The following is a 15093-nucleotide window of genomic DNA, read 5'->3' as shown; positions in this document are numbered from 1 at the left end:
CTTCTTATGTTTTGTTGAATAGTAGCTTAGCTATTGTCGAAATAATATTTATTGATTTGTAAATCTTGATGATTTTAGATTGACACAATAAAAGATTTCGATTTCCAAGGTAGGCTAATTAATCGAAGGCATAACTGCAAAAAATGAATAGCAAAGTAAACTTACAATAAACTTGTTGTTAAGTGATTGTTTAACAGATTTTTAAGCAAATTATAATTCCTTTTAAAAAATGTAATAATATGTAAAAATATGGTTGCACGGCCGTTCAATACCACAAGTGAGTGAATTTAATCACTGCCCATAAAGAATAAAGATGGTTGGGCGTTTATGGAGGTCAGGGAGTTTCGACGATTTCCATTCTGATATGTACTTAGAGATGATCCGCTCTGTAGGAAGAGTAATATCAGTAGCAGTACAGAGGCGGGTAGCTTCAGAACAAGTAGAGAGGATGTCCTTTAACATTTCATTATTCCTGTAGGGAGCTTCCATAAAGATCTGAGTTTTTCCATGGCGTCGGGATTCGCCTTCCAGCTGAGTGATCATGGATCTTCGCTTGTTTTGATCCATAGGCAGGTATCCATGGAAAGCGAACTCCTGCCCGTTAAAGCCGGATGCCATCAAAGCCAAAAGAATAGAGGATGGACCAACCAGCGGAACCACATTGATCTGATATTGATGGGCCAGTTTTACCATTTTTGCACCCGGGTCTGCAACTCCCGGTGCACCGGCTTCAGAAAGGATTCCGGCATCACGCCCATCTAAAAGGGGCTTTAAAAAGGAATGGATCTCCTGTTCAGGGGTATTTTTGTTCAAATGATAGAAATCGATCTCATACTCCGGAACTGTATCACCAACCCATTGAAGAAGTGAGGTGGCACTTTTGAGGTTTTCAACCATCATCACATCCAGTTTTCTCAGTATATTAAGCGTGTATTCAGGAATGGAATTATTTTCTCCTGTCTTCCCAAGAGTGGTGGGTATAAGGTATAGCGTTCCGTTATTCATTCATCAACCCGTTCTATGTCAAATTTTTCATCGTTCTCATCTGTTACTTTTCTTCGTATGTAGCGGTTTACAAAAAAACCAGTTATCACCGTAACCACCAAACCTAGAAAGGCAACACTCATATTTACAAGGGAAGTACTTTTCTGGATCTCAAAAGTGGGGTACAAAACAATTTCCTGAAAAGCACCGGGCTGGTATCGTATCGGAATATTTGAACTTTCCATAAGCTCTTGTGCCATTTGTACAGACAGTGATAGTTTTCGTTCAATGAGCTCTCCATCAACTTCAAACCGAATATCAACATAACCGTTACTCTGAGCAGCGATCTGTTTGATATCGAAATCGGTAACTTCAGCTAAATATGTTGTTCCATTTTCATAGGTATCGATCGATCCCTTATAAACCATACCCTGCTGAAATACCAAAAAAAGCAGGTAAGCAGGTACGATCCAATAAAAATGCAGAAGCCGGTAATTATTCATTGTTTTGAGCAATTTCGTTGAGGGTAGTTTCATACAAGGCAGGATCCCATATCAGTCGCTGCTGATAGTCTTCCTGCATATGGTTTGCTGACATGTGAACCCAGAAACCCACCGGGAGTTGATCAAAAAAGACGGCCTGAACAGAAGTGTGACCATCATAGATTGAAGTCCCAAAATCAATTCCGCCCAGCAGTCCCATTCTATTGTCGTAGATGGCACCGTAATCTTCAAAACTTCGTGCGATCGGCTCAGATCCCATCGGCCATCTTAGCTTCTGCTTTATTTGATGTGATATCTGATCCGTCAAAACCTCATCTCTCAACAAAGCAGCCATAAGGTCAGTCAACTGTCGGGTAGAGGCTTTGGGGAAATAGGAAAGGGCATCGCGTTCCTGCATAAAAGTTAGAGATATTCGACCTTCTTCAAATTGTTCTTTTACCTTATGGTTGAAGGCAGGGTCATCTTTAATCTTGGTCGCTTCAGAAATCGCTTCCTCTGCAAAAGTATCGAAATCCATTTCTTTTAGTACTGAAGTATCATTCAGGCTCGGGTTGATACGCATATACATGCCACTGAAAGGGAGGGGTAATGCTGATCCGGGTAAACCCAGGGTATCCACTAACGCCCGGATGTTTTCTTCTCCTAATTTAAACCAAAGGTAATCTGCTGCAACAAGGTCACTGTTTTGAAGCATGGCTTTCACTACATCATCAAGGGTAGCGGTTCGTTCTTCAAATTCATCCACGAGTTTTTGATGATTATTCTGACTGATCTCCGGCAAGGCAAATACTTTGATCTCTTCAAGGGTAATAGTTTCCGAAGGATCTAAAAGCCCTTCTGCAACCTGACGTTCATATTCCATAAGCAGAAACAGGTTTGATGTAGCGCCCAAAGCCCTGGGTACTTTCTCCTGATAATAGATCCCGGAATCAGGATCATTCACATTATAGGAAGTGATGGAAACCCACTCAGGATGTTTACCTACAAAGCCGGCAAGCCCTTTAAGTGAGTAGGTGCTTTCTATAAACTGACTACCCTCAGCCATTCCTTCTTGGTTTTCGAAAAGGGTTTTGAATCCGGAATAGTTTAGGCCTATGACCATCGCAAAAACAGCCGCCGCAACGACCAAAAAGATGAGTAAAAACTTAAGTGCTCTCTTCAAGAAATGTGAATTTTATCAGGATTGAAAGTTATCAATCAAAGATACGAATAAGAATAGAGCTTATCCTGTGTTTGTTGATGGTTATTAACTATTAATGTCAGTGATCAATGCTTAATAATAACCATCAAATTGATTTATTAAAAACCGGATACGATTCTCATCATTTCTGCACTTAGCCATGCGCCATAAGTCCCAAGTGCATATCCCAATACCGCAAGGAGTACACCAACAGGAGCCAGGGCAGGATGGAATGCAGAGGCTACAATGGGAGCAGAAGCCGCACCCCCAACATTAGCCTGACTTCCAACTGCTACAAAGAAGAACGGGGCTTTAATGAATTTCCCAACCAGCAGTAAAATGGTAACGTGAATTAGGATCCATACGGCTCCGATCACAAAATACCCGGGAGCGTCCAGCATTGATGCAATGTTCATTTTCATCCCTATAGTCATGACCAAAATGTAGAGAAACAAGCTCCCGATCTTGGAGGCTCCGGCTCCTTCTAAATCACGGACTTTGGTGAATGAAAGTATTAGTCCACCTGTAGTAGCTACCACAATGATCCAGAAGAAACTGGAATTCAGACTGAGGTCTGCCAAAGCAGGGGCATTGGCATCGATCCAGGGAGCGATAGAATCACCGGCAAGGTGGCCTAAAGCAGTAAGTACAAAAGCAACGGCCGCGATCTTCGAAAAATCAACAAGAGTAGGAACACGAGCTATATTGGACTGATAATCAGCGATCTTATTTTTTAACTCAGTGATAGCAGAGGCATCGGCCTTGAACCAGGTATCTACTTTATCAGATATGCCGGCTCCATAAAGTAAAAAGGCCATCCAGATATTCGCGACAATGATATCTACCGTAACCATCGCTCCAAACAGGTCAGTACTCGGTTCATAGATCTCAAGCATGGCAGTTTGATTCGCTCCTCCACCGATCCAGCTTCCCGCTACGGTAGCAAGGCCTCTCCAAACTTCATCAGGTCCTGTTGCTCCAATGATCTCGGGACTGATAGTTCCAACGATCAAAATGGCAATGGGGCCTCCCAACATAATGCTAAACGTTCCGGCCAGGAACATGATCACAGCTTTTGGCCCTAGGTTCAGTATACCCTTCAGATCAATACTTAAGGTTAACAATACCAAACTCGCAGGGAGTAAATATCTGGATGCGATGTAATACAAATTTGAATCTGCCTCCGATACAACACCGAAAGTGGTCAATAAAGAAGGAAGGAAATAGCACAACAGCAGAGAAGGTACAAACTTATAGAACTTCTGCCATTTGGCATTATCACTGTGTGAAGTAATAAAGATCCCCGCCAAAATGGCCATCAAAAGTCCAAAGGTTACCGCATCGCTTGTGATCAGTGCTGAGTCCATGAAGTAAAATGATTTCAAATTTCAGGTCGAGTGAGAATACAAAATTCTGAGGAATGAGGCAGTGTCGATTTTTTTGATAGGGTCTGTTAAGGTTTATAGATTCAAACTGTAAATCATAAAGGATGTGAAAAATCATCTGATAAAGTATTTAAATAAGGTATTGGGTCGATTAGTCTTTATTTTTGGGCTCATTCATTTGACTTAACAAATTAATCTGTAGCAGTACATGATCGTATCAAAATTTGGAGGCACCAGTGTGGGCACATTGGAAGCCATGCAGCGCAGTGCCAACATTGTAGCGGCCGATGAAAACCGCCGGCTTATCGTAATTAGCGCTACGTCGGGAACTACAAATGATCTCGTAGCTCTTTCTGCGGCAACCCTTGACTCTACCATGAGGGAAGAATTACTTGCAAATATTGAAAAAAGGCACCTTGAGATCATTGAACAATGTAAAAACAAGGAAAAACTTAAAGATGGTTTTTATACTCAGTTTTCTGAATTACGTGAGCATCTGGATTTTGTAGGGCGTGATAAACGATGGAAAGACCGCCTGTATTCATTTGGAGAATTGATGTCCACTAAAATATTTGTGGAGGTACTGAAAGAGAACGGAGTAGATGCCGAATGGCTGGATGCCCGGGAGGTAATGAAAACAGATTCTACCTTCGGAAACGCCGAGCCGATATGGAAATCAATACAAAAAAAAGCCAGAAAACATATTCAGTCGGGTAAAACGTATCTGACTCAGGGATTCATTGGTTCGGATATCTTTGGAAACACAACCACCTTAGGTCGTGGCGGGAGTGATTTCTCAGCCTCATTATTTGCGGAAGCTGTTGGCGCCGATACCCTTGAGATCTGGACAGATGTTGCCGGAGTTTATACCACCGACCCAAGAATTGTACCGGATGCCTTTCCCATCCATGAGATCTCTTTTGATGAAGCTGCCGAGCTTTCTGTTTTTGGAGGAAAGGTTCTGCATCCTGCAACGTTAAAGCCTGCGATACGAGGCGGAGTTAATGTTCGGGTGGCATCAAGCAGTGACCCTGAAAAGGCAGGCACATTTATAGTAAAAGAAGCTGAGAAAAAGCCTGCGATCAGAGCTATTTCATTACGCAAAGACCAAACGCTTCTCACTGTAAATAGCCTTGAGATGCTTCATCAACATGGTTTTTTGGCTCATTTATTTAAGGTATTGGCAGAGAACAAGATCTCGGTTGACCTGGTAAGTACCAGTGAAGTAAGTGTAGCGCTTACTTTGGATACTGCCGTAAATGCTGCCAATAAAGTGGAACTTACTGATAAAGTGCTCGAGGAATTAAGACGGTTTGCGGAAGTAGTAGTGGAAGAAGAACTAGCATTGGTTGCACTGATCGGTAATAACATGCAGAAAACATCAGGGTTGGGTGGACCACTTTTTACTGCACTCGAGAACTACAATGTGCGTTTGATCTGTCACGGAGCAAGTCCGAATAACCTGTGTTTTCTGATAGATCATGATCAGGCTGAAGAAGTAGTGCGAATGCTACACAAGAAATTTATTACAGAATAGAATAAGGAGACTATGAAAATTTCAGTAATAGGAACGGGAAAGACAGGTGGTAAAGTGGTGGAGCTTTTGGGAGATGATCTCGCCGAAGCATTCGACGGAAGCAACCCACCTACCGTTGAGAAATTACAACAAGCAGATGCCGTCATCATATTTGTACACGGTGATGCTGTACCCGATATACTTGATGAGGTTATTGAATCGGGAACTCCGGCTGCATGGGGAACTACTGGATATGATTGGCCGCAGGATCTCGAAGATCGAGTGAAAGCCAAAAATGCAAAATGGGTGTTGGCCTCAAACTTTAGTTTGGGGATGAACATCATCAGAAAAAGCATTGAAGCTATCTCAGCAGGATCATCAATTTTAGATGATCCAAAGTTTCATATTCATGAAGTTCATCACGTTCACAAAAAAGATGCCCCCAGCGGAACAGCACTCTCATGGAAAGAATGGCTGAATAAAGAAGCCGAAGTCACCTCAGCCCGGGAAGGTGATGTAAAAGGAATTCATGAATTGACCATGAGAACGGGAACGGAAGAGATCACCCTGAAACATAAAGCCTTAGACCGGGCGCTGTTTGCCGAAGGTGCGATCTGGGCTGCGGAGCAACTCATCAATAATTCGAAGATAGAAGCAGGAATTTGTACCTTTGGTCAGTTATTTGATCAAGTAATGGAGGAAAAAGAATAATGGAAAAATTTCCACTTTGGACAGCAATGGTAACCCCGATGAATACTGACGGGAGCGTTGATTATGATGGTTTTGAACAACTTTTGAGAAAACAGGAGGAGGCCGGAAATGGGGTCTTGGTTTTGGGAAGTACCGGTGAGGGACTAAATTTAAATGAAGAAGAAAAACGGGAAGTTGTTGAGTTTACCAGCGGACTGGATCTTGTGGTGCCAATGATAGTTGGTATCGGAGGGTTTGACCTCCCGGCTCAGGCCGATTTTATCCACTTTTGCAATGAAATTAAACCTGATGCTTTGCTATTGGTAACTCCATTGTATGCCAAACCCGGTGCTGAAGGTCAATTTGAATGGTTTAGCGAATTGATGGGAGAGACAGAACTTCCATGTATGTTGTACAACGTACCTTCAAGGACCGGCGTAAAAATGCATCCAAGTATACCCGCACGATTAAGCAAGGAATTCGATCACCTGATGGGAGTAAAGGAAGCAAGCGTAAGCGTTGAAGAGTTTAAAGAATTTCGGAGGCAAGCTCCCAATGTTAACTTTTACAGTGGTGATGATGGGCTTACCCCGGCTTTTGCTAAAGAGGGTGCAGTCGGATTGGTTTCCGTGGCTTCAAATGTATGGCCAAAAGCGACACATAAATATACTGAAATGTGTATTGAAGGGAATACGGATAACCTGTTTCCCCTTTGGAAAAATGCTACGGACGCGTTATTCAAGGCCCCGAATCCGGTTCCAGCCAAAGTATTGTTAAACCGAAAAGAGTGGATCGCTAATGATACCGTTCGGTTGCCGCTTTCACTTGGAGATATTTCTGATGAAGTAGAGCAGGAACTCCTCAAAATGGATAAAGAGATCAGCAGTTGGCTGGAAGATCAGCAGTAAAGACGAATTAAATTAAATATACAACCAAAGTTAAAGAATGAATTACGAAGAAGTTTTAGATCAGTTAGAAGAAGGAACCCTAAGAGCCGCAAATAAGACAGAAAAAGGATGGGAAGCGAATGTAGAAGTGAAAGAAGCGATCCTTGCTTCCTTCAAGGATGGTGAAAACACATCCTATGAAGGTATTTACGAGGGATTTGTAGATAAACATAACTTGCCTCCACGATTCTTTGCTCCTGAAGATGGTGTGCGATTGGTACCCGGTGGTTCCTCCGTTCGAAGAGGAGCTTATGTCTCTGAAGGTGTGATCATAATGCCTCCGGCTTATATAAATGTAGGAGCTTATGTGGACGAAGGGTCTATGGTAGATAGTCACGCATTGGTTGGATCATGTGCACAGATCGGAAAAAATGTACACTTGTCAGCAGGTGTTCAGATCGGAGGAGTTCTGGAGCCGGTTGGTATGAATCCTGTGATCATTGAAGATGATTGCTTTATAGGTGCCGGTGCAGTCATCGTTGAGGGAATCCTTGTGAAGAAAGGAGCAGTTATCGCTCCGGGTGTAACACTTTCTAAAGCTGTCCCTGTATATGACATCGTAAATGAGAAAATGCTGGATCGGGGCGCAGATATTCCTGAAAATGCTGTAGTAATTCCCGGAACCCGGCCGGTAAATAACGATTGGGCTAAAGAAAAAGGATTGAGTATGGCATGTCCTATTATTGTGAAGTACAGAGACGAAGGGAGTAATGCTTCACTAGAGTTGGAGAATGCACTCAGATAAGCAGACGAACCTCAAAATAGATGATTTAAAAAAGCTACCGGATCAAATCTGGTAGCTTTTTTTATGATAAATTTTGCCAGGTATTTATTAGTCCCAGCTTAAAATTACCTTTCCACAATTTTTAGCTTCCATAATGTCGAAAGCTTTTTGGAAATCATCGATATGGAAACGATGTGTTATGATCGGAGAGACATCCAGTCCGGAGATCAGCATTTGCTCCATTTTGTACCAGGTCTCATACATCTCCCGGCCATAGATGCCTTTTATAGTCAATCCCCGGAAAATAATTTTATTCCAGTCTACCTCTGTTTTAGTGGGTAGTATTCCAAGCAAGGCAATTTTTCCGGAGTTATACATCTGCGAGACCATTTGATTGAATGCCACAGGTACTCCTGAGCATTCCAGCCCTATATCAAATCCACGCATGTCAAGATCATTCATTACATCCTCCAGGTTTTCCTTCATCGGATTTATGATCCTGGTGGGCTCAAATTTTTTGGCTAGCTCCACGCGATACTCACTTGTTTCGGTGGCGATTACATTTCTAGCCCCGGCAAATTTCGCAATGGCTATACACATGCTGCCAATCAGTCCGGAGCCGGTGATCAACACATCTTCACCTATTACCGGGAAGGAAAGTGTGGTATGGGTTGCGTTACCCAAAGGATCCATGATGGAAACAATTTCATCAGGTATTTTTTCATTGATCTTTAGAACATTGGAGGAAGGGATCTTAAGATATTCAGCAAAGGCTCCATTGATGTTTACACCAACTCCCAGCGTTTTCTCACAGATATGCTGGCGTCCTCTACGGCAATTTCGGCAATGACCGCAGGCTATGTGTCCTTCACAGGTTACACGCTCTCCCTCTTTGAACTCGGTAACCTCACTTCCCACTTTTGCGATATGTCCAACGTATTCATGGCCAATCGTAAGTCCGGGAGGAATGGTGTTTTGTGCCCAATCGTCCCAAAGGTATATATGTAAATCGGTTCCACAAATTGCTGTTTTAGAGATCTTGATAAGTACTTCATTAGGCCCAATTTCAGGTATAGGAATGTCTTCCATCCATATTCCTTTTTCAGCCTTTTTCTTAACTAGTGCTTTCATTTTATATGCTTTCAAATTGATCCAATTGCGCCCTGCAAAAGTATTTCTTGAGGATTATAAAAGCAACATATCTTGCATTTAGTTTATGAACTGTTCATCTTCAAATCCTTAAAAATTCTAACCAAAGATAAAGACCCCATGTATACCCGGTTCAAAAAACATTTGATCAACGAGCTTTCAGAAATTACAAACGATGGTTTATATAAAGATGAGCGAATTATTGTATCTCCTCAGGACGCGGAAGTAACGCTCGATACCGGACAGAAGGTGATCAATTTCTGCGCAAATAATTATCTGGGACTTTCAAATGATGACAAATTGGTAGAATCGGCGAAAGAGTCTCTCGACTCTCACGGATATGGGATGTCGTCAGTTCGTTTTATATGTGGTACTACGGATGTCCATAAAGCCCTGGAGCAGAAAATTGCTCAATTTTTTGGAACAGAGGATACCATTCTATATGCAGCTTGTTTCGATGCCAATGGGGGAGCATTTGAGCCACTGCTTACAGCCGAAGATGCAATTATATCAGATGAATTGAACCATGCTTCTATCATTGATGGTGTAAGGTTATGCAAAGCTGCGCGATACCGCTATAAATCTGCGGATATGGCTGATCTGGAAGAACAATTGAAGAAAGCCCAGGATCAGCGTTTCCGTATTATTGTGACCGATGGAGTATTTTCAATGGATGGTAATGTGGCTCCTATGGATAAGATCGTGGATCTTGCCAATAAATATGATGCAATGGTAATGGTGGATGAATGCCATTCAGCCGGTGTAGTCGGAAAAACCGGAAAGGGGGTAACCGAACTGTTTGATATCATGGGGGATGTGGAAATGATAACAGGAACGCTCGGAAAAGCTTTTGGAGGAGCCATTGGTGGATTTACCACCGGTAAGAAAGAGATCATTGAAATGTTGCGCCAGAGAAGCCGCCCTTACCTGTTTTCCAATTCCATACCTCCGCTCATTGCTGCTGCCGGTTTGAAGATGTTTGAAATGATGACCGAGACCAACGAACTGCAAGATAAATTGCAGTCAAACATTGAATATTTCAATTCCGAAATTAAAAAAGCAGGATTTGATATCAAGCCGACTGAATCGGCTATCGTAGCGGTGATGTTGTATGATGCCAAATTATCCAAAGAGTTTGCTGCTCGTTTACTGGATGAAGGAATATATGTCATTGGCTTCAGCTATCCTGTGGTACCAAAGGAACAAGCCCGTATTCGTGTCCAGTTATCTGCGGCACATCAGAAGGAGCATATTGATAAAGCTGTAGCTGCATTTACAAAGATTGGCAAGGAACTAAAGGTGATTGACTAATTGAGATGATGGTAAAAGCAGGGCTGTCCGCATCCCCACAAAAAAGTGGGGATAAGGCCAAATTAATTTAGTGGCATACAGTCTTACTGCACTTCAATTGTCATGGTGAGTAAGAACTCATCATTTTGAATGATTAAACCGTCAGCGCTTTATTGGCTACTGCCAGACCCTTCAAAAATGCCTGTATCAGAGCTTCCAGGGTATCAGGAGAGGCTCCTTTGGAAGTAAAGGTATGTCCTTCTTTTTCCAGAGTTACAGTAACGATCACCAGAGAATCTGTATCCGGACTCAGGATCTCGACTTCGTGATCAATGACCTCCAATGGCAGGAATGAATCGGTTTCGGCTTTAATTGCCGTTAAGATAGCATCCATTGGTCCCACTCCCTGATCCAGGGAGATAACCTCTTCGCCACCATTGATGCGTAATTTGACGGCTGCACTTACCAGGCCATGCTTGCGCATGGTCAGTTTATAATCTAATACTTCAACGGGATAATCCAGATCTGCATCTTCATTGTAAACCAGAGAGCGTAACACCCTGATTTCTTCTTCTTTTAAAGTCTTTCCTTTACGATTGATATTATTCACGTATTCATTGTAGAGCTTCATATGCCCTTCATCCATGTTTACGTTTTCGAAGCCGGTGTTGCGGGTTTGTCCCCAGCTTTCTTTTTGCATATCAATAAATCCGGACTCAATGTATTGCTGTATTCTTTCCAGGTTAGCTGGTAGCACAGGAGAGGAGAGCGAATACTTGGCAACAATATGGGCACTCTTTAAACCGGTACCGGTGAGTACAAACAGACATTTTTTTCCTTTAAAGGTATCCAGGTTGTTCTTAAAAGTGGCCAAAGGGATGGCACATGCAGGTTCAGTGAAATGGCCTTCTTCCATTGTCATCTCTTTCATGGAATCCAGTAATTCATTTTCGGTAGCGGTAAAAGCTAATCCATCCGTTTCTTCAATTCCTCGCAATACTTTGTAGAAATCAAGCGGATCTCCAACCGCCACGGCATCGGCCATAGTATTTACATGTTCCTTGACCATCTTATCTTTTTTGAAGATACCCTCAACTACCGGAGAATGTTGTTCAGGTTGAACCGCAACAAAATGAGGGATCTTGTCAATTTGTCCGGCTGCCTTTAACTCTTTATACCCTTTGTAAATAGCAGCAAAATTAGTCCCGGCACCAATAGGAACAAAGATATAATCGAAGTCTGTCATACCTTGGTCATAAAGTTCGTAGCAGAACGATTTCTGTCCTTCCTGGCGAAATACATAATCTCCGGCGAGATAATAATTCCCTGATTTTGCAAACTCACGGCAGAGCTTTTCACACTCCATGAAATCACCTTTGATCTTGATGATGGTAGCATCAAAGATGGTAGCCTGTGCCAGTTTGACCTCGGGTGCTTTTTCCGGCACAAAAACAAAGCAAGGGATCTTAAAATAGCAGGCATAGGCTGCTACAGAAGCTGCCATATTTCCTGTTGAAGCAAGGCAAATAGCGTCAGTACCTAATTCGAGAGCCTTTTGTACTTCAATATAACTTCCACGGTCTTTAAAGCACCCGGTTGGATTTTCAAATTCTAGCTTTCCATATAATTCTGCGCCATATTTCTCTGAAAGCCTTTTGAGTTTTTTCAGTGAGGTAAAATGATTTTTAAGCGGGTCCGGTTTGATTTCTTCAAGTGGATATTGAATTTCTTTTCGGGCTTCGTTGTATTCTATATCAAGAACACCTCCACACTCAGTACAGTAAGTACTCGTTTTTCTCTCATCATTAACCTTGCCGCACATAATGCAGCTCAAAGTATATCCGGAATTGGTTGCTTTCATTAGGAAATAGGATTGGTATTCACTCAGATTATAATAATCTGAAGGTATCAAAAAATTAAGAAAAAAGCGCTTTTTTAGCTCGTCTGATTACAATGGAAGAATAATGATCTCTTCAAAATCCAGATCTAATTCTGATAATATGGGAGCCGCAATTTCTTCGATCTCATCTTCGCTGTAGTCATTCAGACCTTCCAGTTTTACATAAAAGATCTCATTTTGCTCATCGATAAAGAACTGGGCATCATTTGATTCAAAAGATTCTTTCAATGTGTTAACCAAAAATTCCACATCTTCGATAAACGCCTTAATTTCGTCTTCGGTAGGTTCACTCATTTTGTGTAGGTTCTTACTTAAATGTTAAGCTTGAAACTATGAATAAAAACATAGCAAAACTCCGGGAAATTTCTGAAAAACCGGAACGAATTATTTTAGGTCTGATGTCCGGAACATCGCTGGATGGATTAGATATTGTGCTCTCGAAAGTAAAAGGAACAGGGAAGATTTCTACCATCGAAGTACTTCATTTTATCACCATTGGGTACGATTCGGTATTGAGAAGCAGGCTTGAAGCTATTCAATCAAAGGAAAAGGTTGACATGCGGGTACTTACTTATCTTCATACTGAATTAGGTGATTTGTACGGAGCCTGGATAATGGATGCATTGGATGAGTGGGGATTTGAGATTGAAGATGTTGATTTGATCGCAAGCCATGGGCAGACTGTTTATCATGCTCCCGCGGAAACTGAAGGAAAGCTGAACGCGACTTTTCAAATGACAGATGCGGATCATATTGCCCAAAGAACGGGGATTATTACCATATCAGATTTTCGTCAAAAGCATACCGCAGTTGGAGGAGAAGGTGCTCCGCTGGCCGGAATATTTGATGAGGTCATGTTTCGGGCGGAGTCCCAAAACCGGATGCTGTTGAACCTGGGGGGAATTGCAAACTTCACCTGGCTGCCGTCGGTTGAAAGTGGAGATCAGGTTATCTCAGCAGATACCGGTCCGGCTAATACACTCGTTAACGAAGCAATGCAGAAGTATTTTGAGCAGTCTTATGATGAGGATGGAAATACGGCATCCAAAGGGACTGTTCACTCTGAACTGGTTCGATATGTTTTGCTTGAGCCTTACTTCCGTAAACCCTTCCCAAAAACTACAGGACAAGAAGATTTCAGGCTGACATATGTTGAAGAATTAATGGAAGGACATCAAATTGAGCTATCTCCTGAAGATCTGGTAGCTACTTTGACAGCCATAACTTCACAAAGCATTTGCAGGTCAGTGGATGAAGTTGCAGGGGATCAGGAATTTGAATGCTATGTCAGTGGTGGCGGAGTCCACAATAGAACTCTGATGGATGATCTGCGAAGAAGAATACCTCAAGCCGATTTTAAACCTTTTGACGAACTTGGTATTCCTTCGGATGCGAAAGAAGCAGCTATGATGGCTTTTTTCGCCAATGAATTGGTAGCCGGGGAGGGATTTTCAATTCCAGGGATTACTAAAGAAAAGGTGCATTTAGGGAAGATCAGCTTGCCGGGCTAGGGAATTCAAAATGTAGGATTCAAAATTAAAAATGGGATGCACCTTTAATCACATTATATCCCGTAAATCCCAAAAACCAGAGTCTATTTAGGATGTTTGCTCCAGGGCCATAACCAGCACATCCACGATCTTTTCGATCTGTTTCTCGGTGATTACCAACGGGGGTAAGAAGCGAACTACCGTACCGTGAGCAGCATTGCCAAGTACATTGTATTCAAACATTTTGTCTATAACGGGCCGGGCAGGGCGATTTAACTCCACACCGATCATCAATCCTTTACCTCTGATATCTTTGACATCAGGATAATCCTTTAGCTTTTCTTCCAGAAGTTCCATCATAAATAGTCCTTTTTCGGCGGCTTGTTGAACGATATCTTCTTCTTCAATTACATCCAGTGCAGCATTTGCTACATGCATAGTAAAAGGGTTTCCGCCAAAAGTGGTTCCATGATCTCCAAAACCTAAAGCCGAGGCCACTTCCTCCTTCGCCATAACAGCACCGACGGGAATCCCCCCGGCCAGTGCTTTGGCAGAAGCTACAATATCAGGCATTACGTCAAAATGCTGATAGGCATAAAATTTTCCGGAGCGGCCAACCCCGCACTGCACTTCATCTATGATCAGTAGAATGTTTAGATTATCACAAAGCTGACGGGTTTTTTTCATGAATTCCGCATCGATCACATTTACCCCACCTGAACCTTGAATGGTCTCAAAAGCAATGGCGATGGTGTCTTCATTTGCGGCTGCTTTCAGGGCTTCAAAATCGTTGAAAGGAACTTGTTCAAATCCAGTTGGGAGAGGGTCGAATCCTTCGGCATAACTAGGCATCCCCATAGTAATAGTAGTTACCGACCGACCGTGAAATCCTTCACTTAACGTAATTAGGTTCCCGGACTTCCCGTGCTTTTTACCCCACTTACGTGCAAGCTTCACACAGGCTTCCATTGCTTCCACACCGCTGTTACAAAAGAATACACGATCTAATCCGGATAACTTAGCCAGTTTTTCAGCGAGCAAACTCTGTGGCTCATTATAAAAGAAGTTGGATGCATGTAGCAGTTTCTCAGATTGCTCCTTGATAGCGGCCACGATCTTGGGATGAAAGTGTCCCAGGTTATTGACAGCCAGTCCGCCAAAAGCATCCAGGTATTCATTGCCTTCGGTATCCCAAACTACAGCCCCTTTTCCGTGGGAAAGTGTAACCGGAAGACGGTTGTACACCTGAAAGTGATATTTTTTTTCGAGTTGCTGTGCTTTATCCATTTTATAGATTCGTTATTAGTTTTTCGTTAATGGTTATTAGTATTTATG

The 15093-nt window shown here is 42.4% G+C and carries 14 protein-coding genes; 6 read left to right on the top strand and 8 right to left on the bottom strand.

The annotated features are described in order from the left end of the window. Positions 1-291: 291 nt before the first annotated feature. The 4 genes from ACFSVN_RS09185 to ACFSVN_RS09170 all read right to left on the bottom strand — a co-directional run bounded on the left by ACFSVN_RS09185 (position 292) and on the right by ACFSVN_RS09170 (position 4034). Positions 292-1005, bottom strand: coding sequence for an SAM-dependent methyltransferase (locus ACFSVN_RS09185; protein WP_390301368.1), 714 nt, complete (start codon positions 1003-1005; stop codon positions 292-294). Further along, a complete protein-coding gene (locus ACFSVN_RS09180; RefSeq protein WP_390301365.1) occupies positions 1002-1487 on the bottom strand; it encodes a hypothetical protein in 486 nt (161 codons plus the stop codon). Before ACFSVN_RS09180 ends, ACFSVN_RS09185 begins: the two co-directional genes overlap by 4 nt. Beyond that, positions 1480-2649, bottom strand: a complete 1170-nt coding sequence (locus ACFSVN_RS09175) for a serine hydrolase (RefSeq protein WP_390301362.1) — start codon at positions 2647-2649, stop codon at positions 1480-1482. Before ACFSVN_RS09175 ends, ACFSVN_RS09180 begins: the two co-directional genes overlap by 8 nt. Before the next feature lie 137 nt (positions 2650-2786). Next, positions 2787-4034, bottom strand: a complete 1248-nt coding sequence (locus ACFSVN_RS09170; protein ID WP_390301359.1) for a DUF819 family protein — start codon at positions 4032-4034, stop codon at positions 2787-2789. 226 nt (positions 4035-4260) lie between these two features. Between ACFSVN_RS09170 and lysC the strand changes: the two genes are divergently transcribed. From lysC to ACFSVN_RS09150, 4 genes are read left to right on the top strand one after another with little or no spacing between them, the layout of a single operon-like run. Then, positions 4261-5589, top strand: coding sequence for a lysine-sensitive aspartokinase 3 (gene lysC, locus ACFSVN_RS09165; protein ID WP_390301356.1), 1329 nt, complete (start codon positions 4261-4263; stop codon positions 5587-5589). A 12-nt stretch (positions 5590-5601) separates the two neighbouring features. Then, positions 5602-6279: a dihydrodipicolinate reductase C-terminal domain-containing protein gene (locus tag ACFSVN_RS09160; protein WP_390301353.1), complete on the top strand. Its 678-nt coding sequence runs from the start codon at positions 5602-5604 to the stop codon at positions 6277-6279. Continuing rightward, entirely contained in the window at positions 6279-7166 is an 888-nt protein-coding gene (gene dapA, locus ACFSVN_RS09155) for a 4-hydroxy-tetrahydrodipicolinate synthase (RefSeq protein WP_390301350.1), read from the top strand. Before ACFSVN_RS09160 ends, dapA begins: the two co-directional genes overlap by 1 nt. 37 nt (positions 7167-7203) lie before the next feature. Beyond that, positions 7204-7950, top strand: coding sequence for a 2,3,4,5-tetrahydropyridine-2,6-dicarboxylate N-succinyltransferase (locus ACFSVN_RS09150; RefSeq protein ID WP_390301347.1), 747 nt, complete (start codon positions 7204-7206; stop codon positions 7948-7950). Between the two features lie 87 nt (positions 7951-8037). On the opposite strand, the gene tdh is transcribed toward ACFSVN_RS09150, so the two are convergent. Further along, a complete protein-coding gene (gene tdh / locus ACFSVN_RS09145) occupies positions 8038-9060 on the bottom strand; it encodes an L-threonine 3-dehydrogenase (protein WP_390301344.1) in 1023 nt (340 codons plus the stop codon). 138 nt (positions 9061-9198) lie between these two features. Here tdh and kbl point away from each other — a divergent pair, with 138 nt between their 5' ends. Beyond that, complete coding sequence (gene kbl / locus ACFSVN_RS09140) at positions 9199-10389, top strand: glycine C-acetyltransferase (RefSeq protein ID WP_390302333.1); 1191 nt, start codon at positions 9199-9201, stop codon at positions 10387-10389. A gap of 133 nt (positions 10390-10522) precedes the next feature. Here kbl and thrC read toward each other — a convergent pair whose 3' ends face one another. Both thrC and ACFSVN_RS09130 read right to left on the bottom strand, forming a co-directional pair. After that, positions 10523-12229, bottom strand: coding sequence for a threonine synthase (gene thrC / locus ACFSVN_RS09135; RefSeq protein ID WP_390301341.1), 1707 nt, complete (start codon positions 12227-12229; stop codon positions 10523-10525). A gap of 87 nt (positions 12230-12316) precedes the next feature. Then, positions 12317-12562 (bottom strand): hypothetical protein, encoded by a 246-nt coding sequence (locus ACFSVN_RS09130; protein ID WP_390301338.1) that lies wholly within the window; start codon positions 12560-12562, stop codon positions 12317-12319. A gap of 38 nt (positions 12563-12600) precedes the next feature. Between ACFSVN_RS09130 and ACFSVN_RS09125 the strand changes: the two genes are divergently transcribed. Next, positions 12601-13779: an anhydro-N-acetylmuramic acid kinase gene (locus ACFSVN_RS09125; RefSeq protein ID WP_390301335.1), complete on the top strand. Its 1179-nt coding sequence runs from the start codon at positions 12601-12603 to the stop codon at positions 13777-13779. Positions 13780-13866: 87 nt separating this feature from the next. Here ACFSVN_RS09125 and ACFSVN_RS09120 read toward each other — a convergent pair whose 3' ends face one another. Further along, entirely contained in the window at positions 13867-15045 is a 1179-nt protein-coding gene (locus tag ACFSVN_RS09120; protein ID WP_390301332.1) for an aspartate aminotransferase family protein, read from the bottom strand. Between the last annotated feature and the right edge of the window lie 48 nt (positions 15046-15093).

This window comes from Gracilimonas halophila, from assembly GCF_042684365.1.
GTDB lineage: Bacteria > Bacteroidota > Rhodothermia > Balneolales > Balneolaceae > Gracilimonas > Gracilimonas halophila.
This window is presented reverse-complemented; position numbering and strand designations above follow the sequence as displayed.